The 23,535-nt window shown below is 69.3% G+C and carries 20 protein-coding genes; 9 read left to right on the top strand and 11 right to left on the bottom strand.

What is annotated here, in order from left to right; genetic code table 11:
* The first annotated feature begins 84 nt into the window (after nucleotides 1–84).
* The 3 genes from guaB (at nucleotide 85) to ACQE3C_RS12430 (ending at nucleotide 3,070) form a co-directional block, all read left to right on the top strand.
* The gene (gene guaB / locus ACQE3C_RS12440) at nucleotides 85–1,566 is read left to right on the top strand and encodes an IMP dehydrogenase (protein ID WP_434539498.1); all 1,482 of its coding nucleotides are present in this window, start codon (nucleotides 85–87) and stop codon (nucleotides 1,564–1,566) included.
* A gap of 75 nt (nucleotides 1,567–1,641) precedes the next feature.
* Nucleotides 1,642–2,742, top strand: a complete 1,101-nt coding sequence (locus ACQE3C_RS12435; RefSeq protein ID WP_434539497.1) for a GuaB3 family IMP dehydrogenase-related protein — start codon at nucleotides 1,642–1,644, stop codon at nucleotides 2,740–2,742.
* A gap of 43 nt (nucleotides 2,743–2,785) precedes the next feature.
* Entirely contained in the window at nucleotides 2,786–3,070 is a 285-nt protein-coding gene (locus tag ACQE3C_RS12430) for a chorismate mutase (RefSeq protein WP_434539558.1), read from the top strand.
* 90 nt (nucleotides 3,071–3,160) lie between these two features.
* On the opposite strand, the gene cysE is transcribed toward ACQE3C_RS12430, so the two are convergent.
* Nucleotides 3,161–3,751 (bottom strand): serine O-acetyltransferase, encoded by a 591-nt coding sequence (gene cysE / locus ACQE3C_RS12425; protein ID WP_434539496.1) that lies wholly within the window; start codon nucleotides 3,749–3,751, stop codon nucleotides 3,161–3,163.
* Nucleotides 3,752–3,765: 14 nt separating this feature from the next.
* Nucleotides 3,766–4,695 (bottom strand): cysteine synthase A, encoded by a 930-nt coding sequence (gene cysK / locus ACQE3C_RS12420; protein ID WP_434539495.1) that lies wholly within the window; start codon nucleotides 4,693–4,695, stop codon nucleotides 3,766–3,768.
* 158 nt (nucleotides 4,696–4,853) lie between these two features.
* On the opposite strand from cysK, the gene guaA reads away from it, so the two are divergent.
* Nucleotides 4,854–6,446, top strand: coding sequence for a glutamine-hydrolyzing GMP synthase (guaA, locus tag ACQE3C_RS12415; protein ID WP_434539494.1), 1,593 nt, complete (start codon nucleotides 4,854–4,856; stop codon nucleotides 6,444–6,446).
* A 19-nt stretch (nucleotides 6,447–6,465) separates the two neighbouring features.
* Here guaA and ACQE3C_RS12410 read toward each other — a convergent pair whose 3' ends face one another.
* From ACQE3C_RS12410 to ACQE3C_RS12395, 4 genes are all read right to left on the bottom strand, one after another.
* A complete protein-coding gene (locus tag ACQE3C_RS12410; protein WP_434539493.1) occupies nucleotides 6,466–7,587 on the bottom strand; it encodes a 6-phosphofructokinase in 1,122 nt (373 codons plus the stop codon).
* Between the two features lie 324 nt (nucleotides 7,588–7,911).
* Nucleotides 7,912–8,328, bottom strand: coding sequence for a PspC domain-containing protein (locus ACQE3C_RS12405; RefSeq protein ID WP_434539492.1), 417 nt, complete (start codon nucleotides 8,326–8,328; stop codon nucleotides 7,912–7,914).
* Nucleotides 8,325–8,537 carry a hypothetical protein gene (locus ACQE3C_RS12400; protein WP_434539491.1) on the bottom strand — a complete coding sequence of 71 codons (213 nt, stop codon included), beginning with the start codon at nucleotides 8,535–8,537 and terminating at the stop codon, nucleotides 8,325–8,327. The genes ACQE3C_RS12405 and ACQE3C_RS12400 overlap by 4 nt, the downstream gene beginning before the upstream one ends.
* The gene (locus tag ACQE3C_RS12395) at nucleotides 8,534–9,763 is read right to left on the bottom strand and encodes a PspC domain-containing protein (protein WP_434539490.1); all 1,230 of its coding nucleotides are present in this window, start codon (nucleotides 9,761–9,763) and stop codon (nucleotides 8,534–8,536) included. The genes ACQE3C_RS12400 and ACQE3C_RS12395 overlap by 4 nt, the downstream gene beginning before the upstream one ends.
* 130 nt (nucleotides 9,764–9,893) lie before the next feature.
* Between ACQE3C_RS12395 and ACQE3C_RS12390 the strand changes: the two genes are divergently transcribed.
* Nucleotides 9,894–11,363: a PspC domain-containing protein gene (locus tag ACQE3C_RS12390; RefSeq protein ID WP_434539489.1), complete on the top strand. Its 1,470-nt coding sequence runs from the start codon at nucleotides 9,894–9,896 to the stop codon at nucleotides 11,361–11,363.
* A 65-nt stretch (nucleotides 11,364–11,428) separates the two neighbouring features.
* The gene (locus ACQE3C_RS12385) at nucleotides 11,429–12,094 is read left to right on the top strand and encodes a LuxR C-terminal-related transcriptional regulator (RefSeq protein WP_434539557.1); all 666 of its coding nucleotides are present in this window, start codon (nucleotides 11,429–11,431) and stop codon (nucleotides 12,092–12,094) included.
* Nucleotides 12,095–12,236: 142 nt separating this feature from the next.
* Here the strand turns inward: ACQE3C_RS12385 and ACQE3C_RS12380 are convergent, their stop codons facing one another.
* Both ACQE3C_RS12380 and ACQE3C_RS12375 read right to left on the bottom strand, forming a co-directional pair.
* On the bottom strand, nucleotides 12,237–12,509 hold the full coding sequence (locus ACQE3C_RS12380) for a GlsB/YeaQ/YmgE family stress response membrane protein (RefSeq protein ID WP_434539488.1): 273 nt from the start codon (nucleotides 12,507–12,509) through the stop codon (nucleotides 12,237–12,239).
* Nucleotides 12,510–12,619: 110 nt separating this feature from the next.
* The gene (locus tag ACQE3C_RS12375; protein ID WP_434539487.1) at nucleotides 12,620–13,888 is read right to left on the bottom strand and encodes a phospholipase D-like domain-containing protein; all 1,269 of its coding nucleotides are present in this window, start codon (nucleotides 13,886–13,888) and stop codon (nucleotides 12,620–12,622) included.
* 54 nt (nucleotides 13,889–13,942) lie between these two features.
* Here ACQE3C_RS12375 and ACQE3C_RS12370 point away from each other — a divergent pair, with 54 nt between their 5' ends.
* Nucleotides 13,943–16,441, top strand: a complete 2,499-nt coding sequence (locus ACQE3C_RS12370; RefSeq protein WP_434539486.1) for a UvrD-helicase domain-containing protein — start codon at nucleotides 13,943–13,945, stop codon at nucleotides 16,439–16,441.
* Between the two features lie 9 nt (nucleotides 16,442–16,450).
* Here ACQE3C_RS12370 and ACQE3C_RS12365 read toward each other — a convergent pair whose 3' ends face one another.
* Together ACQE3C_RS12365 and ACQE3C_RS12360 are read right to left on the bottom strand one after the other, a co-directional pair.
* Entirely contained in the window at nucleotides 16,451–17,521 is a 1,071-nt protein-coding gene (locus tag ACQE3C_RS12365; protein ID WP_434539485.1) for a M23 family metallopeptidase, read from the bottom strand.
* Between the two features lie 227 nt (nucleotides 17,522–17,748).
* Nucleotides 17,749–18,912: a peptidoglycan DD-metalloendopeptidase family protein gene (locus tag ACQE3C_RS12360; protein ID WP_434539484.1), complete on the bottom strand. Its 1,164-nt coding sequence runs from the start codon at nucleotides 18,910–18,912 to the stop codon at nucleotides 17,749–17,751.
* Between the two features lie 221 nt (nucleotides 18,913–19,133).
* Here ACQE3C_RS12360 and sucC point away from each other — a divergent pair, with 221 nt between their 5' ends.
* A complete protein-coding gene (gene sucC / locus ACQE3C_RS12355) occupies nucleotides 19,134–20,321 on the top strand; it encodes an ADP-forming succinate--CoA ligase subunit beta (RefSeq protein ID WP_434539483.1) in 1,188 nt (395 codons plus the stop codon).
* A 3-nt stretch (nucleotides 20,322–20,324) separates the two neighbouring features.
* The gene (gene sucD, locus ACQE3C_RS12350; protein WP_434539482.1) at nucleotides 20,325–21,215 is read left to right on the top strand and encodes a succinate--CoA ligase subunit alpha; all 891 of its coding nucleotides are present in this window, start codon (nucleotides 20,325–20,327) and stop codon (nucleotides 21,213–21,215) included.
* A 235-nt stretch (nucleotides 21,216–21,450) separates the two neighbouring features.
* Here the strand turns inward: sucD and ACQE3C_RS12345 are convergent, their stop codons facing one another.
* Nucleotides 21,451–23,511, bottom strand: a complete 2,061-nt coding sequence (locus ACQE3C_RS12345; RefSeq protein ID WP_434539481.1) for a hypothetical protein — start codon at nucleotides 23,509–23,511, stop codon at nucleotides 21,451–21,453.
* Between the last annotated feature and the right edge of the window lie 24 nt (nucleotides 23,512–23,535).

Raw genomic sequence — 23,535 nt, 5'->3', positions numbered from 1 at the left:
CGGCCTCGGTGGATAGACTCGAAGCCCGGTCGATGGAAAGGCAGACGAGTGGATTACGAGCTCACCGCGGCAGGAGTGCCCCCCATGTTCGGGGCCCTGGGACTCACCTTTGACGATGTTCTGCTCCAGCCCGTGGAGTCGGACGTGATCCCCAGCGAGGTCGACACCACCACCCGCCTGTCCAAGCGCATCGACATCAAGATCCCGCTGGTCAGCTCCGCGATGGACACCGTCACCGAGACCCGCATGGCCGTGGCGATGGCCCGCCAGGGTGGGCTCGGCATCCTGCACCGCAACCTGTCCATCGAGGACCAGGCCCGCATGGTCGACCAGGTCAAGCGCTCCGAGGCCGGCATGGTCGACCAGCCGATCACCATCGCCCCCGAGGCGACGCTGGCCGAGGCCGAGGAACTGTGCGCCACCTACCGCATCTCCGGCGTGCCGGTCATCGACAAGGACGGGGTGCTGCTCGGCATCGTCACCAACCGTGACATGCGCTTCGAGGACGACCCGACCAGGCTGGTGCGTGACGTGATGACCCCGATGCCGCTGGTCACCGCACCGGTCGGTATCAAGCCGGACGAAGCACTCAAGCTGCTGGCCGCCCACAAGATTGAGAAGCTGCCGCTGGTCGACGAGCAGGGCCGCCTGCGCGGCCTGATCACGCTCAAGGACTACGTCAAGACCGACAAGTACCCGCACGCGTCCAAGGACCCCCAGGGTCGGCTGCGCGTCGGTGCCGCCATCGGCTTCTGGGGCGATGCCTGGGAGCGGGCGATGGCCCTGGTCGAAGAGGGGGTGGACCTGATCGTGGTCGACACCGCCCACGGCCACTCCAAGGGCGTCTACGACATGATCAAGCGCCTCAAGGCCGAGGCCGCCGCGAAGGACGTCGATGTCATCGGCGGCAACGTGGCCACCTACGAGGGGGCCAAGGCGCTGTGCGAGGCCGGCGCCGACGGCATCAAGGTGGGCGTGGGCCCGGGCTCCATCTGCACCACCCGCGTGGTGGCCGGTGTCGGCGTGCCGCAGGTGACCGCGATCCACGACGCCGCGCGAGCTGCTCGTCCGATGGGTGTGCCGGTGATCGGTGACGGTGGCCTGCAGTACTCCGGTGACATCGCCAAGGCGCTGGTCGCCGGCGCCGACACCGTGATGCTCGGCTCGCTGCTGGCCGGCTGCGAAGAAAGCCCCGGCGAACTGGTCTTCATCAACGGCAAGCAGTTCAAGCGCTACCGGGGCATGGGCTCGCTGGGGGCGATGGCTGCCCGCGGGCGCAAGGCCTCCTTCTCCAAGGACCGCTACTTCCAGGCCGACGTGGCCAGCGATGACAAGATCATCCCCGAGGGAATCGAGGGGCAGGTCTCCTACCGCGGCCCGCTCGAAGCGGTCGCCTACCAGCTGGTCGGTGGCCTGCGGCAGTCGATGTTCTACTCCGGCGCGCGCACCATCGGCGAACTGCACCGCAACGGGCGTTTCGTGCGGATCACCTCGGCCGGCCTGCGTGAGTCGCACCCGCACGACATCCAGATGACCGTCGAGGCACCGAACTACAACAGCCGATAGATTGTCACCGCGGGGTGGCCCCCGCACTCCACGGCGCGGGGACGGCCCGCGCCCCTCGACGCGATAGGCAGGCACATGTACGACATCGGACGCAGCAAGCGGGCAGAACGTTCGTTCAGCCTGGACGACGTCGCCATTGTTCCCAGCCGCCGCACCCGCGGGGAGGAGCAGGTCGACCTGAGCTGGAAGATCGACGCCGTCCAGCTGGAGTTCCCTATCCTGGCCGCCCCGATGGACTCGATCATGTCCCCGGCCACCGTCATCGAGGTCGGCCGCCTGGGTGGGTTGGGGGTGCTGAACCTCGAGGGCCTGTGGACCCGCTACGAGGACCCCGAACCGATCCTCGAGGAACTGGCCACCTGCGACCCGGCCGAGTCGACCGCCCGACTGCAGCAGGTCTACTCGCAACCCATCAGGGCTGACCTGATCCGCGCCCGGATGGACGAGATCCGCGACGCCGGTGTGCCGGTCGCCGGTTCCCTGTCACCCAAGAACACCCAGGAGTTCGGCGAGCATGTCGTGGCCAGCCAGCCCGATTTCTTCGTCATCCGCGGCACCGCCGTCTCGGCCGAGCACGTCTCTGACGTGGCCGAACCGCTGAACCTGAAGCAGTTCATCCACCAGCTCGACGTGCCCGTCATCGTCGGCGGCTGCGCGAACTACCGCACCGCCATGCACCTGATGCGCACCGGGGCGGCCGGCGTGCTGGTCGGCTTCGGCGGTGGCGCGGCCCATTCCAGCCGTGAGGTGCTCGGCCTCGAGGTGCCGATGGCCACCGCCATCTCTGACGTGGCCGAGGCCCGTCGTGACTACATGGACGAGTCGGGCGGGCGCTACGTGCACGTCATCGCCGACGGTTCGGTCGGCCGCTCGGGTGACATCGCCAAGGCGATCGCCTGCGGCGCGGACGCCGTGATGGTGGGTGCCCCGCTGGCCCGCGCCACCGAGGCCCCCGGACGAGGCTGGCACTGGGGTGCCGAGGCCTGGCACGAGTCCCTGCCCCGCGGCGCGCGGGTGCACTTCGACCAGGTCGGCTCGCTCGCCGAGATCCTGGTCGGCCCCTCGCACACCTCGGACGGCTCGATGAACCTGACCGGGGCCCTGCGCCGGGCAATGGCCATCACCGGCTACACCGACGTCAAGTCCTTCCAGCGCATCGAGATCGTGGTGCACTGACGTGGTTGACCAGCCCCCGGCCCCGCAGCTGGACGACGCCGCCGTGGTGGCGCGCCTGCAGCAGTTGCGCGGCAGCATCGACAACCTGGACGCGGCGCTGGTGCACCTGCTCGCAGAACGTTTCAAGGTGACCCGCCAGGTCGGGGAGCTGAAGGCGCGTGGGGGACTGCCGCCGGCCGACCCGGCCCGTGAGCAGCGCCAGATCGAGCGGCTGCGGGCACTGGCCGTCGACGCCCAGCTCGACCCGGAGTTCGCCGAGAAGTTCTTGACCTTCATCGTGACCGAGGTCGTCCGCCACCACGAACAGATCGCGCAGGAACACGCCTGAGCGCCGGCCGCAGGTGCGGCCGTCGCCCAGGATCGAATGTTGATGGGTTGTCGTGGTCGGGCCGGGTGCCCCGGTCCCAGAGCCGGGGGCTCAGAGCTGGCTGCTCCAGTCGCCGTAGATGTCGTCGGGCACCGGCGCATTCTTGCGCACGGCGGGCGCCGCGACGACCACGGCGCCGGGGGCCACGTCCTTGACGACCAGGGCATTGGAGCCGATCTTGGCGTCGGCACCGATCGTGATGTCACCGATCAGCTTGGCGCCGGCACCGACCAGTACCCGGTCCTCGAGGGTGGGGTGGCGCTTGACCTTGTCGAGGCTGCGCCCGCCCAGGGTGACCTGGTGGTACAGCATCACGTCGTCGCCGATGATGGCGGTCTCCCCGATCACCACACCCATGCCGTGGTCGATGAAGAATCGGCGCCCGATGGTGGCCCCGGGGTGGATCTCGATGCCGGTGAGGAACCGGATCAGTTGGCTGAAGGCCCGCGCGACGGGTTTCAGGGCCGGGCTGGTGTTCCAGAGTTTGTGCGCGAGGCGGTGCCCCCAGATGGCGTGCACGCCCGAGTAGACGATTGCCACCTCCAGCCTGGAGTTTGCTGCGGGGTCGCTGCGCATCGCCGCATCAAGGTCTTCCTTCATGCGGGCGATGAATCGGGTCAGCCCGGCCCTGGGTGTCGTCATGGGACGATTCTGCCTCAGGCCTCGTGCAGGTGCTTGAACAGCAGGCTGCTGAGGTAGCGCTCGCCGAGGTCGGGGATGATCACGACGATGTTCTTGCCCTCGTTGCCGGGGCGGGCGGCGATGTCGGAGGCAGCCTTCAGGGCAGCACCCGACGAGATGCCGACCAGCAGGCCCTCGGTGCTGGCAGCGGCGCGAGCGGTGGTCAGGGCGTCCTCGCTGGCGACCTGGACGACCTCGTCAACGACCGAGGCGTCGTAGGTGCCGGGCACGAAGTTCGCGCCGATGCCCTGGATCTTGTGGGGGCCGGGGGCGCCACCCGACAGGACCGGCGACTCGACGGGCTCGACGGCGATCACGCGGACGTCGGGGTTCTGCTCCTTGAGGTACTTGCCGGCGCCGCTGACGGTGCCACCGGTGCCCACGCCCGAGACGAGGATGTCGACCTTGCCCTCGGTGTCGGCCCAGATCTCCGGACCGGTGGTCTTGTAGTGGATGGCCGGGTTGGCCTGGTTCTCGAACTGGCGGACCAGGACCGCACCCTCCTGAGCGCCGATCTCCTCAGCCTTGGCGACAGCGCCCTTCATGCCCTCGGCGCCGGGGGTCAGCACCAGCTCGGCGCCGAAGGCCTTGAGCAGGGTGCGGCGCTCCAGCGACATGGTGTCGGGCATGGCCAGGACGACCTTGTAGCCGCGCGAGGCGCCGACCATGGCCAGGGCGATGCCGGTGTTGCCGGAGGTGGCCTCGACGATGGTGCCGCCGGGCTGCAGCTGGCCGCTTTCCTCGGCGGCGTCGATCATGGCCGCACCGATGCGGTCCTTGACCGAGTTGGCCGGGTTGTAGAACTCGAGCTTGGCGATGACGGTGGCAGGGGCGTCGATCAGGCGGTTGATCTTCACCAGCGGGGTCCGGCCGATGACGGCGGAGACATTCTCAAAAACGGTCATGCTCAGCCTGAAGTCGGCAGGGGGCCTGATTATTCCGAGATCCCACATATCGGACGAGACTTTCTTCGGCGCCCGGGGACGACCTCGTCCTCGCCCCGGGGGATCGGCGGGCGGGCAGGCCGGGGGCCGGGTGGCGGGTTGGCCCTAGAATCGCCCTCATGTCACACAACTCCGCGGCGTCCGCCGTACCCACCGGTGGTGAGGCGCTGCACGCCCCCGTGCTGGTCATCGACTTCGGTGCCCAGTACGCCCAGCTGATCGCCCGCCGCGTCCGCGAGGCCAACCTGTACTCCGAGATCGTGCCGCACACCGCCTCGGTCGACCAGGTGCTGGCCCGCAACCCTGCGGCCATCATCCTGTCCGGTGGCCCCCAGTCTGTCTACTCCGACGAGGCCCCGCAGGTTGACCCGGCCCTGTTCGAGGCCGGCGTGCCGGTGATGGGCATCTGCTACGGCTTCCAGGCGATGACGCAGGCGCTGGGCGGGGTGGTCGCCAAGACCGGGCTCAGCGAGTTCGGGCGCACGTCGGTCTCGGTGGACGACCGGGGCTGCCTGCTGGCGAGCATGGGCACCACGGCGAACGTCTGGATGAGCCACGGGGACGCCGTCTCGCGGGCGCCTGAGGGGTTCACCACCCTGGCCCACTCGGCGGGCGCACCGGTGGCGGCCTTCGAGGACCGTGACCGCAAGCTCGCCGGGGTGCAGTGGCACCCGGAGGTGCTGCATTCCGAGCATGGCCAGCAGGTGCTGACCGCCTTCCTGCACGACCTGTGCGGGCTGGCCCCCAATTGGAGCAGCGCCAGCATCGTCGATGAGCAGGTGGCGCTGATCCGTGAGGCCGTGGGGGACCGGCGCGTGTTGTGCGCCCTGTCCGGCGGGGTCGACTCGGCCGTGGCCGGTGCACTGGTGCAGCGGGCGATCGGTGACCAGCTGACCTGCGTCTTCGTCGACCACGGCCTGCTGCGCAAGGGGGAGGCCGAACAGGTCAAGCAGGACTTCGTCGCCATCACCGGGGCTGAGCTGGTGGTCGCCGACGAACGCGAACGCTTCCTGACCGCACTGGCCGGGGTCACCGACCCGGAGGCCAAGCGCAAGATCATCGGCCGCGAGTTCATCCGCACCTTCGAGGCAGTGGCCCGCGAACTCAACGACGATCGTCCGATCGACTTCCTGGTCCAGGGGACGCTGTACCCCGACGTCGTCGAGTCGGGCGGCGGCGAGGGTGCGGCCAACATCAAGAGCCACCACAACGTCGGCGGGCTGCCCGACGACCTGCAGTTCAGCCTGATCGAGCCGCTGCGCACCCTGTTCAAGGACGAGGTGCGCGCCGTCGGCACCGAGCTGGGCCTGCCGGAGTCGATGGTGTGGCGCCAGCCCTTCCCCGGGCCCGGCCTGGGCATCCGGATCATCGGTGAGGTGACCGCCGAGCGGCTCGACCTGCTGCGTGAGGCCGACGCCATCGCCCGTGAGGAGCTCACCGCCGCCGGTCTCGACCGTGACATCTGGCAGTGCCCGGTGGTGCTGCTCGCCGATGTGCGCTCGGTCGGGGTGCAGGGCGACGGGCGCACCTATGGCCACCCGATCGTCCTGCGGCCGGTCAGCAGCGAGGACGCCATGACCGCCGACTGGACGCGGGTGCCCTACGAGGTGCTCGAGAAGATCAGCACCCGCATCACCAACGAGGTGCGCGACGTCAACCGGGTCGTGCTGGATGTGACCAGCAAGCCGCCGGGCACCATCGAGTGGGAGTGAGCGCCGGCGTCGTCAGCGCTCAGTCGCCGAGGTTGGTGCCCACGTTGCGGGCTGCCCGCACCCAGGAATGGTCCTGGGGGACCAGCGCCAGGTTGCCGGCGACCTCGCCCAGCGGCACCGCCACGGTGTTCTCACCCAGGGAGCCGACCATGATGCCGTACTCACCGGCCTGGATGTGGTCGGCCGCCGCCGCACCGATCCGGGTGCCGAGCAGGCGGTCCTCGGCGCAGGGGATGCCGCCGCGCTGGACGTAGCCGAGGATCGTGACGCGGGTCTCCAGCCCCGTGAGGGCCTCCAGCTGGTGGGCCAGCCGGAAGGTGTGCTCCCGGTGCTCCTCCTCGACGCGGGCCAGGTTCTTCTTGGCGGCCGCCTTCGCGTCGGGGGTGCCGGCGTCCTTGACGAGTTGCTCGGCCGCACGCAGTTCGGCGGTGGCGGCCATGTCGCGGGCGCCCTCGGCGACGGCCACGACGCTGAAGTTCGCCCCCCGGGACTGGCGGGCCTTGATCGACTCGGCTACCGAGTCGACCGAGAACGGGATCTCGGGCAGCAGGATCGCATCGGCGCCCCCGGCCAGGCCGGCCCCCAGGGTCAGCCAGCCGGCCTTGTGGCCCATGATCTCGGCCAGGATCACCCGGTGGTGGCTGTGGGCGGTCGAGTGCAGCCGGTCGATGGCATCGGTGGCGATCTCGAGGGCCGTGGTGAACCCGAAGGTGTTGTCGGTGTGGGCGACGTCACGGTCGATGGTCTTGGGCAGGTGGATGACGTTGATCCCGGCATCGGCCAGCCGCATCGCGTTCTTCGCGGTGCCGCCACCGCCGAGTAGCACCAGGCAGTCGAGCTTGTTCTGCTCGACGACCTTGGCGATCTCGCCGGTCATGTCCCGGACCTCACCGTCGACCACCATCTTGTGGACCTTGTCACGGCTGGTGCCCAGGATCGTGCCACCGACGGTCAGGATGCCGGACAGGGCCGCCGAGGTCAGCTCGGTCGTCCGGTTTTCGGCGAGCCCCCGGATGCCGTCGCGGAAGCCGACGATCTCCATGCCGTGCGTCCCGATGGCTGCCTTGCCCAACCCACGGATGGCCGCGTTCAGCCCCGGTGAGTCACCCCCCGCAGTCAGGACCCCGATCCGCTTGCCCATGGCTCCTCCTCAGTACCGACGACTGCCTTGAGCGTATCCCTTGTCCTCGCTCCGCGTACTTGTCTGTCCTCGCTCCGCTCGGACGGCGCCGCCAAAACCTTGATCGTGGCGCGCTCGCTCGTCCCTCGCTCGCTTGCACGAGGGTTCACTCGTACCTCGTTCACCCGGCGGCGGTTGTGGGTGCGTCACTGCTGACGGCACCCCGCCAACGCGTTTGCGCCAGTTCCCTCCCTGAAATCCCTCTGGCAGGGATGGAACGGGGATGGAACTGGCGCATCCGTGGTCAGGCCGCCGTCCGGGTGAGCAAGGACGGGGCGGTACTCCTCAATCCTCCTTGTAGAGGTCGAAGGGGTCGGGGTCGGCAGCGCCGTTGCGGGCGCTGGTGGGCTGGGCCGGGGGAGTCTGGGCGGCGGGGCCGGGCTGGGCGCTGGGCTGGGCCGCCTTCTTGGCCTTCTGGTTGTCGTAGAACTTCTGGCCCTCGCTGACGGCCTTGTCCATCAGGGTCGTCGACTGGCCCTCGGCCGGCAGCACCGCCCAGGCGATCAGGTAGGCGACCACCACGATGCCGCTGGACACCACACCCAGGACGGCGGCGATGATGCGGACCAGGCCGACGTCGATGCCGGTCTCCTTGGCGATCAGACCGCAGACGCCGGCGATCATCTTGTCGTTCGTGCGGGTGTACTTGGTCATCTTTCCTCCGGTGTTCACATGGTTGATGTCGTGCTGCTGGGTGTTCATGGTGAGTCCTCACGTGTCTGGAAACGGTTCAGGGCCAGGCCGGTGATGCCCAGCGCGATCAGCGCGACTGGGGTGATGATGCCGACCAGTTGCCAGTCGATCGGGTACCCGAGCCCCCGCAGGGTGCCCAGGGTGGCGACGGCCAGGAAGATCAGTCCCCAGATGAGGGGGCTGGCATCGATCGTCCGGCGGTGCTTGCGTTCGGTCATGGGACGACCACCTCCGTCGCCCGCGCGACGATGTGGAGGGTGACGGTGGGCGAACCCGGGCGGCGCAGGTCGATGGTGCCCTGGTCAGAGCCGCCGCCGATGTCCTTGCCGCGGTGCTTCATGACCCCGCCCTGCAACCGGTACTCGATGACCGCGCTGGGGGGAGGCAGGATCGTCACCGACGAGGCGGTGGCGTCCACCGAAATGGTCATGTCCTCGGTGGGTTCCAGGGCCGACAGGTCCAGCGTGGTCTGCCGGTAGCGCAGCTCGAGGGTCTCGGGGACCGAGGCCACGGCGCTCCAGGTCTGGGTTCCCGACGGGCCGATGGGCTCCAGGTGGGGGGAGGCGAACGAGCTGAACATGGTGGCCACCAGCACCAGGCCGGACACCACCGCCAGCCGCGGGCGTCGTCCGAAGGCGCCCACCACCAGAGACAGTCCCACCACGGCCAGCGCGGCGGCCGAGGGCAGCATCCAGCGGTGCTCGGTCACCGGTTCGGCCAGGTAGTACACCGCCGTGAACGCAGTCGCGGCCAGTACCCACATCAGCAGGGTTGCCAGCCACGACGGACGACGCGAGTCGCGGCGGGTGGCCGGTACCGCTGCGGCCGCGGGGGTGGGCTCCGGTTCGCTGTAGGGGTCGAAGACCGGCATCGGTTCGGGTGGGTCGACCGGCAGCGGTGCATCGCTGAGGTAGACGGCCTCGAGGCGTGAGCGCCACGCCATCGAGGCCGAGTCGAACCGGGTCAGCGGCACCTGGCGTTCGACGCTGGCCGGGGCCCCGGGGACGAAGTAGACGTGCGGGTCGCCGGCGGCGCGGCGTTCAGCGCGTCGGGCCCACAGCCACACGCCGAGCAGGATCAGTGCCGGCATCGGGCCGAAGGGGAAGAAGCTGCCCAGCACGACCATGCCGATGATGCAGGCGATGACCAGGGTGACGATCACGCCGGCCCAGGGCCAGTTGCGCGAACTGGGGACCTGCTGGTGGATCCAGGGCTGGGTGGCGCCCTCCTCGGTCATCCACAGGGCGCAGAAGGCATAGAGCACGATGCCCACGCCCAGTGACAGGCCCAGCAGGACGAAGGCCAGTCGCACCAGCAGGGGGTCCACCCGGTAGCGGGCCGCGATGCCCGAGCACACGCCGGCGACCAGGCGGTCGTTGCGACGTTCCGTGCGCAAGAGGCCGTCGGGAACGTTGCTGGGGCGCACCTGGTGGGGTCGCGTCATGCCGGGCGGATTCACAGAACCCATCATTGCCGCCACACGGCCCCCACGGCATGGGGATAGACCCTGAACCGCACCTGACTTCGGCCTACGGACTGGCACCGGGGAGCGCAAGGTGTGAACCTTGAAGGGTATGAACCACCAGTCTGCCCGCCCGGCGCCGCCCGCCCCGGGATCGGATGCCCCAGCGAATGCCCGGGCCCAGGCCCCGGGGCGTCCCGGCGCGCCCGACTGGTTCCCGCCCACTGCCAACGGCTCCCACCCCGGTCCCGCCGGTCGGCCCGCAGCTGTCCCCGGCCCCCAGCCGCCGCCCGCCTACCCACCGCCCGCCTACCCGCCGAACCTGCCGGCCGTCCCCACCGACGAACCGCCCGTGCGCCGCGCCTATCGCGTCTCGGAGGGGTCCTGGCTCGCCGGGGTCTGCACGGGGATCGCCCACCACCTGAACTGGCCGGTCGGCGCGATCCGGATCGGGTTCGTCGCGCTGACCTTCGCCAACTTCATCGGGGTGTTCGTCTACGGGCTGCTGTGGATCCTGATGCCGCGCGGCAAGCCGGAGGCCCAGGCCCCCGGACTGGAGGCCGCCACCCGCACCAACCTGCGCACCACCACCCCCAGGCAGGCCCCCGACCGGCGGCGCGACGCCGGTGCCATCACCGCGATGGCCGTGCTGGGGGTCGGTGTCATCTGGGCCGCGCAGGTCTTCGGGCTCGGCATCCCGTTCAACTGGTTCTGGCCGCTGGCCTTCGCCGGCGTGGGCCTGGCGCTGATCTGGAAGCAGGCTGACGCCGCTCCCGGCCCTGACAAGGACACCAACAAGTGGGTGGCACCGCTGGTCAGCACCCACGGCTGGACCGGCATCACCCGCATGATCGTCGGCGGCGGCATGATCGTGATGGCCGGTTCCGCGGTCGTCGCCTCATCGGTGGGGTTGGCGCAACTGCCGGCGCTGCTGCTTCTGTCCGGCGTGATCGTGGGTGGCATCGGCCTGATCGCGGCCCCCTGGATCCATCGCTGGCGCCTCGAGATGCAGTCGGCCCGGGAGGAGAAGCTGCTCGCCGATGCCCGCGCCGACATGGCTGCCCACCTGCACGACTCGGTGCTGCAGACCCTGGCGCTGATCCAGCGCCAGGCCGACGACCCGAAGGCCGTGGCCGGCCTGGCCCGCCGACAGGAACGCGAACTGCGGGGCTGGCTCTACGATGACGCCAGCCCCGACGACACCCACCTGGCTGCCGCCCTGAAGCGGGCCGGCCAGGAGATCGAGGACGAACGGGGCGTGCCCATCGAGGTCGTCTGCGTCGGTGACACCGAACTGACCAGCGACCTCTCGGCGCTGGTCAGCGCCGCCCGTGAGGCGATGATGAACGCGGCCAAGCACTCGGGGGCCGATAAGATCGACGTGTACGGCGAGGTCGAGGACGACCATGTCGAGGTGTATGTGCGTGACCGGGGCAAGGGCTTCGACCTGGCGGAAGTCGCCGACGACCGCCAGGGCGTCCGGGCCTCCATCATCGGACGCGTGGAACGCCACGGCGGTCGGGCGCGGATCACCTCGGCGCCCGGCGAAGGAACGAACATCACATTGGAGATGGACCTGTGAGCGAAACCCCAGCCCCTGCCAGCCCAGCCCCTGAGAGCCCTGCCGGGGCGACGCCACCCGGGCCGGTGCGGGTCGTCCTGGTTGACGACCACGCCATGTTCCGGGCTGGCGTGCGCCACGAGTTGTCCCGCTTCGCCGACCGCATCGAGGTCGTCGGTGAGGGGGAGGATGTGTCCACCTCGGTCGCGGTGATCCGTGAGACCTCGCCGACGGTGGTCCTGCTCGACGTCCACCTGCCCGGGGGCGGTGGGGCCGAGGTCATCCGCCAGGTCGAGAAGCTGTCCATCGAGGCAGGCGAGGACCCTGCCACCCGGACGAAGTTCTTGGCGCTGTCGGTCTCGGATGCCGCCGAGGACGTGATCGGTGTCATCCGGGCCGGTGCCCGCGGCTACGTCACCAAGTCGATCGACTCCCAGGAGCTGGTGGAGGCCGTGGGCCGGGTCGCCACCGGGGACGCCGTCTTCTCGCCGCGACTGGCCGGGTTTGTGCTGGACGCCTTCAGCGGGGCCATCGACATCGCCAGCATCGACGAGGACCTTGACCGCCTCAGCCAGCGTGAGCGTGAGGTGATGAAGCTGATCGCTCGTGGCTACGCCTACAAGGAAGTCGCCCGCGAGCTGTTCATCTCGATCAAGACCGTCGAGACCCATGTCTCGAGCGTGCTGCGCAAGTTGCAGTTGTCGAACCGTCACCAGCTGACCAAGTGGGCCACTGACCGCAAGCTCGTGTGACCGCTGCGCCTGTCCGCGGGGGGTCACCAGTAGCGGCCCACCACGAGGGGGTCAGGGAGCGGACATGCCACGAGGGCCGGCACCGTGGGTGCCGGCCCTCGTGGGGTCAAGAGGTGGTTGACGGAATGTCAGGTGCTGGTCGTCAGGCAGCCTTGCTGCCCTTGGAGCGGATGAAGCCCCAGACCACGAGCACGATGAGGGAACCGATGATGGCGCTCAGCCAGGTCGCGAGGTTCCAGAAGCTCTGGTTGACGTTGACGTTGAACAAAACAGAGGCGAGGAACCCGCCGACCAGGGCACCGACGATGCCGAGGATGATGGTGACGAGCCACCCGCCGCCCTGCTCACCAGGCAGGATGGCCTTGGCAATGGCGCCGGCAATGAGTCCGAGAACGATCCAACTGATAATACCCATGGCTCAAACCTGCCATGGCTCGGGTGTGGTTTGTGCCAAATTGACATTGGAAAGCGCTTCCCCCGCGTGGAGCAGCGACAGAGTTTGGGCCAATTCTCAGCTTCAGGGCCTCAGAACACCGGTCGCCAGGGCGCCAGGAAGGACTCGGTCAGCTTCGCCAGGGGCGAGCGGCGGCGCCACTGGTCCAGGGTCAGCTCGACGCAGTTGGCGAGGTCTGACTCGAAGACCTCCTCGAGCTTCTGGGCCACTGCTGGCACCCGCCATTCGGCGTTGACCTCGTAGTTGCCGACCAGGCTGAGCCGATCGAGGTTGGCGGTGCCGATGGTCGACCAGTGCCCGTCGATGGTGGCGGTCTTGGCGTGCACCATGGCTCCCTGGTACAGGAACAGCCGCACCCCCTTCGACAGCAACTCGTCGTAGAAACCGCGCGAGAGCCAGTCGGCGACCACGTGGTTCGACTTGTCCGGCACGATGATGCGCACGTCGACGCCGCGCTGGGCCGCCTGGAACAGCGAGTTGGTGAGGTCGTCGTCGGGGATCAGGTAGGCGTGGGTCAGCCAGATGTGGTGGTCGGCCTTGTCGATGGCCTCCAGGTACATGTTGCGGATCGGGTAGACCTGCCACCGTGGGGTGTTGCGGTGCACCTCGAGGCTGGCATTCCAGTCACGCCCCGTGGGGGATTCCAGCTGGTTGCTGGCGGCCTTCGGGAACAGCCCCAGCGGCCTCATGTTCCAGTAGTCGACGAAGGCGTTCTCGATCTCGGCGGCCGCCGGGCCCTGGACCCGGGCGTGCGTGTCACGCCACCGGTCGGCATACAAGGAGCCGATGTTGTAGCCACCGATGTAGGCGTCGTCGCCGTCGACGACCAGCAGCTTGCGGTGGTTGCGCCCGGCGTTGCGCGGCAGTGGCAGGAGACTGCCCACCAGCGGGTGGCGCCGCACGTGGATGGAATCGGGCAGGTCGAAGAACCGCTGGGGCACGACCAGGTTCGCGAACACGTCGTAGGCGACATGGACGCGGACCCCACGGCCGGCCGCCCGGACCAGGGCGTCCTTGAAGGCCTGGCCCACCTCGTCGCCCTTCCAGATGTAGGTCTCGAAGTAGACGTACTCTTCGGCCGACTCGATGCTGGCCAGCATGTCGGCGTAGAGGTCCTCGCCAAAGGTGTAGACCGTCACCCGGTCGGTGCCGAGGTCGATCTCGCTGGGTGGCACTGTGGGGAACTTGCGGACCTTGCGCTTGCGGCGCGCGATCACGTCGACCACGCTCAGCACGAACATCACCGCGACCTGGGCGCTGAGCACCGCGGTGGCCACCCACCCCACCAGGCGCTGGGCTCGGGCTAGCAGGTGGGTCAGGGAAGCGCGGGGGGAGCTCATGCCCGCAAGCCTAATCAGGAACGCCACGGCAGGCCGACTAGGGTGGTGCGGGCCATGACCGAACACCCTGACCTGTTCTCGTTCTTCGCCCCGGACGAGGTCGTCCCAGCACCGGCGCGGACCCCTCGTCCGCAGGCCGCCGACGGGGCACCCGCAGTGCGCCCGACCGACCCCGCCGAACTGCTCGCCGGCCTGAACACCCCCCAGCGAGAGGCCGTCATCCACGCCGGGTCACCGGTGCTCGTGGTGGCCGGGGCCGGGTCGGGCAAGACCCGGGTGCTGACCCGGCGCATTGCCTGGCTGGTCAGCCAGCGCGACGTGCACCCCGGCTCGGTGCTGGCCATCACGTTCACCAACAAGGCAGCCGCCGAGATGCGCTCCCGGGTCTCCGACCTGGTCGGCGGACGGGCCAAGCTGATGTGGGTGTCCACCTTCCACTCGGCCTGCGTGCGCATCCTGCGCCAGGAGATCGACCGCCTGGGCATCAAGAAGACCTTCTCGATCTATGACGACACCGATGCCAAGCGCCTGATGGGCCTGGTGCTCAAGGAGCTCGAGGTCGACCCGAAACGGGCGCCGGTGCGCGGGGTGATGAACTGGGTCTCGGCGCAGAAGAACGAGTGCATCGACTTCGAGACCGCCGCCAAGAACGCCGGCACCGGTAACGAAGAGATCTTCGCCGAGGCCTACCGGGTCTACCAGTCCCGCCTCGTCGAGGCCAATGCCCTCGACTTCGACGACCTGATCATGACCGCGGTCAACCTGTTCAAGGCCTTCCCCGACCTGCGTGAGCAGTACCGACGCCGGTTCCGCCACGTGCTGGTCGACGAGTACCAGGACACCAACAACGCCCAGTACCAGCTCATCCAGATGCTGTGCGGGCGGTGGGAGCCCGATTCCGGCCTGCTCGACGGGACCCCCGTGGTGGAGGCCCCCGAACTGATGGTGGTGGGCGACTCCGACCAGTCGATCTACGCCTTCCGCGGGGCCACCATCCGCAACATCCTGGACTTCGACCAGGACTTCCCGGGGGCGCGCACGATCCTGCTGGAGCAGAACTACCGCTCCACCCAGAACATCCTCACCGCCGCCAACGCGGTGATCTCGCGCAACTCGGGTCGTCCGGACAAGAAGCTGTGGACCGAGGCCGGCGACGGGGACCTGATCACCGGGTATGTCGCCGACACCGAGCACGACGAGGCCCAGTTCGTGGCCGACGAGATCGACGCGCTGGCCGATGCCGGCAAGCACAAGTACTCCGACGTGGCGGTTTTCTACCGGACCAACGCCCAGTCGAGGGCCTTCGAGGACGTTTTCATCCGCACCGGCATGCCTTACAAGGTCGTCGGGGGTCTGCGCTTCTACGAACGCAAAGAGATCCGCGACGCCATCGCCTACCTGCGCGCCATCGCGAACCCGGCCGACGAGGTGTCGGTGCGCCGCATCCTGAACGTGCCCAAGCGCGGCATCGGCGACCGGGCCGTGGCGACGGTCGAACTGTACGCGGCCGAGCACCGCACCAGCTTCGGGGAGGCACTCGAGCAGGCCGCCGAGGTGCCGGGGCTGGCCCCCCGATCACGCAAGCAGGTCGAGGGCTTCGTCGAGCTGATGGCCCGCCACCGCCGCTTGGTGGCCGACGGCGCGGCCGCCGACGACGTGCTCGCCTCGATCCTGAAGGAGTCGGGCTACGTCGAGGAACTGCAGGCCTCCACCGACCCGCAGGACGAGACCCGTATCGAAAACCTGGTCGAGTTCACCTCGATCGCCGCCGAGTTCGTCGCCCAGGCCACCACCTTGGACCTGACCCCGCCCGAGGGCGGGCCGAACGGGCCCGACGACCCCGACGGCATCGACCTGGCGGCCGGCAGCCCCGAGGCCGACCCGTCCCTGCCGGCCTTCCTGGAACGGATCGCCCTGGTGGCCGACGCCGACCAGATCCCCGATTCCGGGGACGGCACCGGGGTGGTCACCCTGATGACGCTGCACACAGCCAAGGGCCTGGAGTTCGACACGGTCTTCCTCACCGGCTTCGAAGAGGGCATCTTCCCCCACCAGCGGGCCCTGGCCGACGCCGGTGAGCTGTCCGAGGAACGCCGGCTCGCCTATGTGGGGCTGACCCGCGCCCGACAACGGCTCTACCTGACCCGGGCGGCGGTGCGGTCTGCCTACGGCACCCCGTCCTACAACCCGCCCAGCCGGTTCATCGAAGAGATCCCGGCCCACCTGCTCGACTGGCGCCGGCTCGGTTCGGCCGTGAGTTCGTGGGCCTCGACGTCGGCGACGCGCAACTGGCAGTCACGCCAGGCCGTGGGCGCGCCGTCCGGGCCGGCATTCGGGTCCGGACGAGGACGGATGCCGTCGCTGCCGCAGGGCCGGGCCGCCAGGGCAATCCCGACGCTGGACGTGGGGGACCGGGTGATGCACACCTCGTTCGGCATGGGGACCGTGGTGGCGACCAGCGGCGCCGGCGATGAGGCCAAGGCTGATGTGGACTTCGGGTCCGCCGGGGTGAAGCGGTTCATGCTGAAGCATGCCCCGATGGAGAAGCTCTGAGGCAGGGTCTCAGGCGACGCCGATGCCGCGCAGCCAGGCCATCGGGTCCGCGGCCGAGTACACGTCACCGGGCAGGGTGCCGGCGGGGTAGTACTCGAAGTGCAGGTGTGAGCCGTGGCTGTTGCCGGTGTTGCCGACGTAGCCGATCAGCTGGCCGGCCTTGACGGGCTGGCCGGGGGAGACCACGGTGCCGCTGAGGTGGGCGTACAGCGTCGAGCCACCGTTGCCGTGGTTGAGGACGATGTGGGTACCGGCCCACCAGCCGGCCCGGGACTGGCCGATGATGCCGGAGGAGGCGGCGTAGACGGGGGTGCCGGTGGGGGCAGCGAAGTCCTGGCCGGTGTGGTAGCGGGCCCAGACGCCGGTCTTGCCGAAGGAGGCGCTCATCGTGTAGGTGCCGGCCTTGAGGGGCATGGCCGCGCCACCCTTGGTGATGGCCTGCAGGTCTTCGACCGACAGGTCGAAGCCGGAAGCGTTGTTTCCCGCCTGCAGTTGCTTGAGCAGCTCGGCAGCCTTGCGCTTCTCCTCCTTGATCCGCTCGGCCTCGGCCTTGACCTTCTCGATGTCGGCGTCCATGAGCTTCTGGCGCTCGGTGGCCTCGGCCTTCGCCTGGGCATCGGTGACGCTCTTGTCGTTGGCCTGCAGAGACACGGCGCGCTGCTGGCCCTTGGCGTTGGCCAGGGTGGAGCTCAGCTCGGCGCGCACGCTGTTGCGGTTCGGGGTGGTGCCGCGCTGGCCGAACAGCCCGCCGACCTCATTGCCGGTGGAGGTGTTGCCGGCGGCGTTGGCCTGGGCCTGCTGCTGGGCGTCGAGCTTGAGGTTCTGCGGGGCGGCGTGCGAGGTGTCGGGGTTGTTGGTGTCCTGGACGATCGAGACGCTGGCCTGCTGGGTGGAGCTCGCGGCCGCAGCTGCGGCGACCCCACCGGCGCCGAGGACGGCCAGCCCGCTCACGACCAGGCCGACAGCGGCCTGGCGCAGCACGCCGCAGCGGCGGGATTCCTGGAAGTCGGTGACCGGGGCGTCGGATTGGGCGTCGGCGAAAGTCCGGCGGATGGCCAGACGGGCCAGGAGGTCCTGCACGATGCTCCTTGCGGTCAATTGGTACTCACAACACGAGGAACCTTAGCAATTCTCAGGTTGAACTCATAACCCGGGGCGGGAAATGGACAGGCTGCCTGGGCAACCTGTCCATCCGGGGATCCCACGTGGGGACGTTTGTGCTTGTCAACCGGCAGTGGTGGGGGACTGGCCGGGGTGGCTTCGTCCGCTGGGAGAAGTTCCCACCTGACGGTCGAGCGCGATTTTTCTCAGGCGACGCCGATGCTGCGCAGCCAGGCCATCGGGTCGGCGGCCGAGTAGACGTCGCCGGGCAGGGTGCCGGCGGGGTAGTACTCGAAGTGCAGGTGCGAGCCGAAGCTGCGGCCCTCGTTGCCCACGTAGCCGATCAGCTGGCCGGCCTTGACCGGCTGGCCGGCGCTGACCACGCGGCCACTGAGGTGGGCGTACAGGGTGGAGCTGCCGTTGGCGTGGTTGATGGTCACGTACTTCGACCCGGCCCAGCCGGCGGCCGACATGTTGGCGCTGACCACCCCGGACGAGGCGGCGTAGACGGGGGTGCCGGTGGCGGCCGGGAAGTCCTGGCCGGTGTGGTAGCGCGACCAGGAACCGGTCTTGCCGAAGGAGGCGCCCACCGAGTAGGTGCCGGCCTTGAGCGGGAACGCGCCGCCACCCTGGCTGATGGCCTGGACATCGGCGTTCGACAGCTTGAAACCGTTGGTGGTGGTCGAGCCGGACTCGGAGCCGGACTCGCTGTCGGCCTGGGTGGTGGACTGCTGGTTCTTGGCGGCATCGGCGGCGGCCTGGGCCTGCAGCTGCTTGAGGAGTTCAGCGGCCTTGCGCTTCTCCTCCTCGATGCGCTCGGCCTCGGCCTTGACCTTCTCGACGTCGGCATTCATCAGCTTCTCGCGCTCGGCAGCCTCGGCCTTGGCCTGGGCGTCGGTGACGCTCTTGTCGCTCTCCTGCAGGGAGGTCGCACGCTGCACGCCCTTGGCGTTGGCCAGGGTCTTGCTGAGCTCGGCGCGCACCGCATTGCGGTTCGGGGTGGTGCCGCGCTGGCCGAACAGGCCACCGCTGCCGTCCTCGCCGGTGTTCTGGGCGTCGGCATCGGCCTGGGCGGCCTTCTGGTTGGCGTCCAGCTTGAGGTTCTGGGGTTCGGCCTTGGAGTTGTCCGGCTGGTCGGCGTCGACCACCAGGGTGGTGTTCGACTGCTCGGTCGAGGTCGCGGCGGCGGCCATCGCGATGCCGCCGGCGCCCAGCAGGCCCAGCGAGCCGACGATCAGGGCAATCACGGTGGGGCGCAGTGCCCGGCCGATGCGCCCGGTGGCGTCGTCCTCGAAGTCAACGACGGGCGCCTCGGCGGTGCTCCGGTTGAAAGCGCGGCGCAAGGCCAGGCGGTTCAACGTTTCCTGCACGGTACTCCTTGGGTTCGTGGCCAGTGGGGTGACACCGGCTTCCTGATGAAATCTTAGCGTTTCTCAGGAAGAACTCAAAAACGGCCCTGATGCTCTCAGGATCACCAGGAGTTGTCTCAGGATTGAAACGTGCCGCCCCTGCTCGACGGTTTCAGACCCAACGCCGCAGCGAGTAGGCTGACCGGCGGCGAAACTCCAACGACACAGGACGGAGTCCAAGGGTGGATCTCTACGAGTACCAGGCCCGTGACATCTTCGAGCGGCATGGGGTTCCCGTGCTCCGCAGCCTCGTTGCTTCGACCCCGGAGGAGGCTCGGGCCGCGTACGAGCGCCTCGGGTCGTCCGTGGTGGTGGTGAAGGCCCAGGTGAAGATCGGGGGGCGCGGCAAGGCGGGCGGCGTGAAGCTGGCCCGCAGCGCGGACGAGGCTGCCGAACGCGCAGCCGAGATCCTCGGCATGGACATCAAGGGCCACACCGTGCGCAAGGTGATGATCGCCGAGGGCGCCGACATCGCTGAGGAGTACTACTTCTCCCTGCTGCTGGACCGCTCCAACCGCCAGTACCTGGCGATGTGCTCGGTCGAGGGCGGCATGGACATCGAGCAGTTGGCCGAGGAGCGGCCCGAGGCGCTGGCCCGGATCCCCGTCGACCCCCGCAAGGGCATCGACTGGGACGCCGCCGACGCGATCGTCGAGGCTGCCGGCTTCCCCCGTGAGGACTGGTCGCGCGTCGCCCGCGTGCTGGGCAGTGTCGGCCGGGTCTTCATCGAGGAGGACGCGACCCTGGTCGAGGTCAACCCGCTGGTGAAGACCAAGCAGGGCGACATCATCGCACTGGACGGCAAGATCAGCCTGGACGACAACGCCCGCTTCCGGCACAAGCACCATGACCTGCTCGAGGACAAGCAGGCCGACGACCCGCTGGAGGCCGCGGCCCGCGCCAAGGACCTCAACTACGTCAAGCTCGACGGCTCGGTCGGCATCATCGGCAACGGCGCCGGCCTGGTGATGAGCACCCTCGACGTGGTCGCCAAGGCCGGTGCAGACCTGCCGGGTTCGCCCCACCCCGCGAACTTCCTCGACATCGGCGGTGGCGCCTCGGCCCAGGTGATGGCCAACGGGCTCGAGATCATCCTGTCCGACCCCCAGGTGAAGTCGGTCTTCGTCAACGTCTTCGGTGGCATCACCTCGTGCAACGAGGTCGCCTCCGGCATCGTCGCCGCCATGCAGATGCTCGGCGACAAGGCGGTCAAGCCGCTGGTCGTGCGTCTCGACGGCAATGCCGTCGACGTCGGACGAGAAATCCTGCGCGAGTTCGCCCACCCCCTGGTGACCGTGGTCGACACCATGGACGCCGCTGCCCGCAAGGCCGCCGAACTGGCCGCCACCTCGACTGATTCGGAGGCCTGATCCATGGCGATCCTGCTCAACAGCTCGTCCAAGATCATCGTCCAGGGGATGACCGGCTCTGAGGGCCGCAAGCACACCCAGCGCATGATCATGTCCGGCAGTCGCATCGTCGGCGGGGTGACCCCTGGCAAGGGTGGCCAGTCGGTCCTCTTCGAGGAGGACCCGGTGCCGGTGTTCAACTCCGTCGCCGACGCCCGTGCGGCCACCGGTGCGAACGTGACCGTCATCTTCGTCCCGGCCGCGCACACCAAGAACGCCGTCCTCGAGGCGACTCGGGCCGGCATCGAGCTGATCGTCTGCATCACCGAGGGTGTGCCCGTGGGCGACACCGCTGAGTTCTACGCCGAGGTGGCCGAGTCGAACTCGCGCCTGATCGGGCCCAACTGCCCCGGCCTGATCTCGCCCGGCAAGTCGAACGCCGGCATCATCCCGGCCAACATCTCCGGGCCCGGACGCATCGGCCTGGTCTCGAAGTCGGGCACCCTGACCTACCAGATGATGTACGAGCTGCGTGACATCGGCTTCTCGACCGCGGTCGGCATCGGCGGTGACCCGATCGTGGGCACCACCCACATCGACTGCCTGCAGGCCTTCGAGGAGGACCCCGAGACCGACGCCATCGTGATGATCGGCGAGATCGGTGGCGACGCCGAGGAGCGGGCCGCCGACTACATCCGTGAGCACGTCACCAAGCCCGTCATCGGTTACGTCGCCGGCTTCACCGCACCCGAGGGCAAGACGATGGGCCACGCCGGTGCCATCGTCAGCGGCTCGGCCGGTACCGCCGCCGCCAAGAAGGAGGCCCTCGAGGCTGCGGGTGTGCAGGTGGGTCGTACCCCGAGCGAGGCCGCCGCGCTGATGCGCGAGGTCATGCGGGGGATCGCCAACGCCTGAGTGGAATTCCTGAACGGCCGCGCCCGCACCCCCGTGGGGGTGCGGGCGCGGTCTGTTTCGTCCGGTGGTGTTTCGTCCGGCCCGGCTCGTCCGGCCTCCTCAACCGCGCCCCTCAACCGCGGATGCGCCAGTTCCTGCCCCGTTCCTTCACTGGTGGCGTGATATCTGGGCAGAAAGTTGCGCAACGGCGCTCAGCGGGTGCGGACGAATGAGTCCCTGCGTCGGTCGGTGGGCCTCAGCGCGACTGGGTGATGCGTTGGCCGGCGCGGGCCGCGAGCAACAGCCAGGAATCGGTGGTGAAGTCGAAGTTCTCGCGGGTGTTCGAGACCAGGTAGGTGACCCGCTCCCCGGAGACCACGACAGCGACCCGGAAGTAGACCTTGGTGTTCTCACCGGTGGCCTGGGTGACCAGAAAGATGCGCCCGGTGACCACCTGGCGGTTCTGGCCGGTGATGCTGAGGGTGCGGTCTTCGCTGACCTCGGCGGTTTCGGTGCGGTCGGCGCAGGCAGCGATGTCGTTGCCGAGCTTGTCGGCGAAGGCCTTCGCGGCGTCGGCATCGGGGAACAGGAACCGGACCTGGTCGACACCGAAGGCTTCAGGCGCGCGGTCATCCTGGCTGAGCAGGTAGGAGCGCTGTTCGCGTTCAGTCGGGCCGTTCACCGAGGCCAGGGTGATGTTCTCGCACTGGCTGCCCTTGGTGGTCACCTGGCCGACCTGGGTGGCGCTCCACAGGCCCTGGCCCGAGGTGATCCGGGGGACGTCCGACTGGGCGAGCCACCCGTAGATCGGGGTCGGCGGCACCACTTCGGGGCGCACGGACAACTCGGTCGGGCACGTGCCTGAGGCAGACGTGCACAACCGCTTGGCCGGTTCCAGTGCAGCGGCAGCCACGTTGGACGGGTCCATGGCTTCGTCGTTCTGGGCCACGTCGAGCATCGAGACGGCCGTGCCGGTGCGGCTGAGCACCACGGTCCGGTACTGCACGGTCGGGTCCTGGTAGGCGATGGTCACCGAGAAGGACTCGTCGGCCAGGCCGTCGACGGTGGCCGCACTGTTGAGCAGGGCGGGCACGTCATCGCAGGCGCTGAGCTTCGCCAGTCGCACCTGGTAGGCCTGCTGGGCCAGTTCGGCGGTGGCGTAGGAGTCCAACCGGTGCAGCGCGGCCAGCGCGCTCGACTCGGTGGAGGTGAGCACCCGCTGGCGGGTGATCTGCGCGTTCGGCAGGCCCTCCGGGTTCGTCATGCAGGTGACCTGCGCCGAACTGGGCAGCACTTCGGTGAGGGTTTCGGTGGTCGCCCAGCCGGCGCCGCCGAGCGCGGCCGCCGCCTCGGCGTCCGTCAGCAGGGACGCGTCGGTGACCGCGTCCGGGGTCGACGGGCTGGGGTTGGTGCTGGGCGACTGGGTCACGGTGACCGACACATCCGGACGACGGGCCTGCTGGACGGTGAAGTAGGTGGCCGCGACGATCAGCGCCAGCACCAGGACGCCGACCAGGATACGGGTGGGCCACGGGTTGCGGGCTGCGCTGGTGGTCAGCTCGTCCTCGGTGGGCTCGTGCTTGTCGGGCTGGCCACCGGTGGACTGGGTGCCAGCGGTGCCGGCGCCACCGGCTGCGGCAGGCGCCTCGGTGGTGGCTGCGGCTCCGGCCGCGGCTGCTGCACCGGGGGCCTCAAAGCTGGGGGCTTCCGGCGGGGTGGTCGACGTGGTGGCCGAGCGGCGCGGGGCGGGGCCGGCCGCGCCGTCGTCGTCCCCGGTGCTGAACCGGCCACCGCCGGGACGCACCGGTTCGGGCGGCGAGGGCACCTCGCCGGACGGGGTGGCCGAGGTCGCGGTGCCCGGGCGCATAAAGGCGGCGTGGGTGGGGAGCGGGGCCACCGGGCCGCCGGGGACCGGCGGTGCAACCACCGGGGGAGCGGGCACCACGGCCGGCTCGTCCGAGGCTTCGTCTGCAGGGGACTCGTCGGCAGGGGACTGGTCGGCAGGGGGCTCGTCGTCCGTGGGCTCGTCGTCCGTGGATTCGTCGTCCGTGAGTTCGTCCACGGGGACGATGTCGTCCGAGGCCTCGCCGTCCACCGTCAGCGGCTGGTCCTCAGCCGCCTCGTCCGGGGCCTCAGGGACGTCCTGCTCGCCGGCCTCGTCAACCTGCTCCTGGTCCGGTTCCGGGTCTGCGAACCGCCCACCACGGCGTGCCGGGGCGGACGCCTCGCCTGCGGTATCGTCGATGACGTCCGGGTCGAGTGGATCGTCCGAGGCACGGCGGGCTCGCCTACCGGTCTCTGGGCGTTCGTCGCTCACGGGAATCCTTCGCGGTTGGCAGCA

It is taken from the genome of Aestuariimicrobium sp. Y1814 (genome assembly GCF_050113895.1).
Classification (GTDB): Bacteria; Actinomycetota; Actinomycetes; order Propionibacteriales; family Propionibacteriaceae; genus Aestuariimicrobium.
The sequence above is the reverse complement of the archived record's forward strand: the minus strand, read 5'-3'. Positions and strand labels throughout refer to the sequence as shown.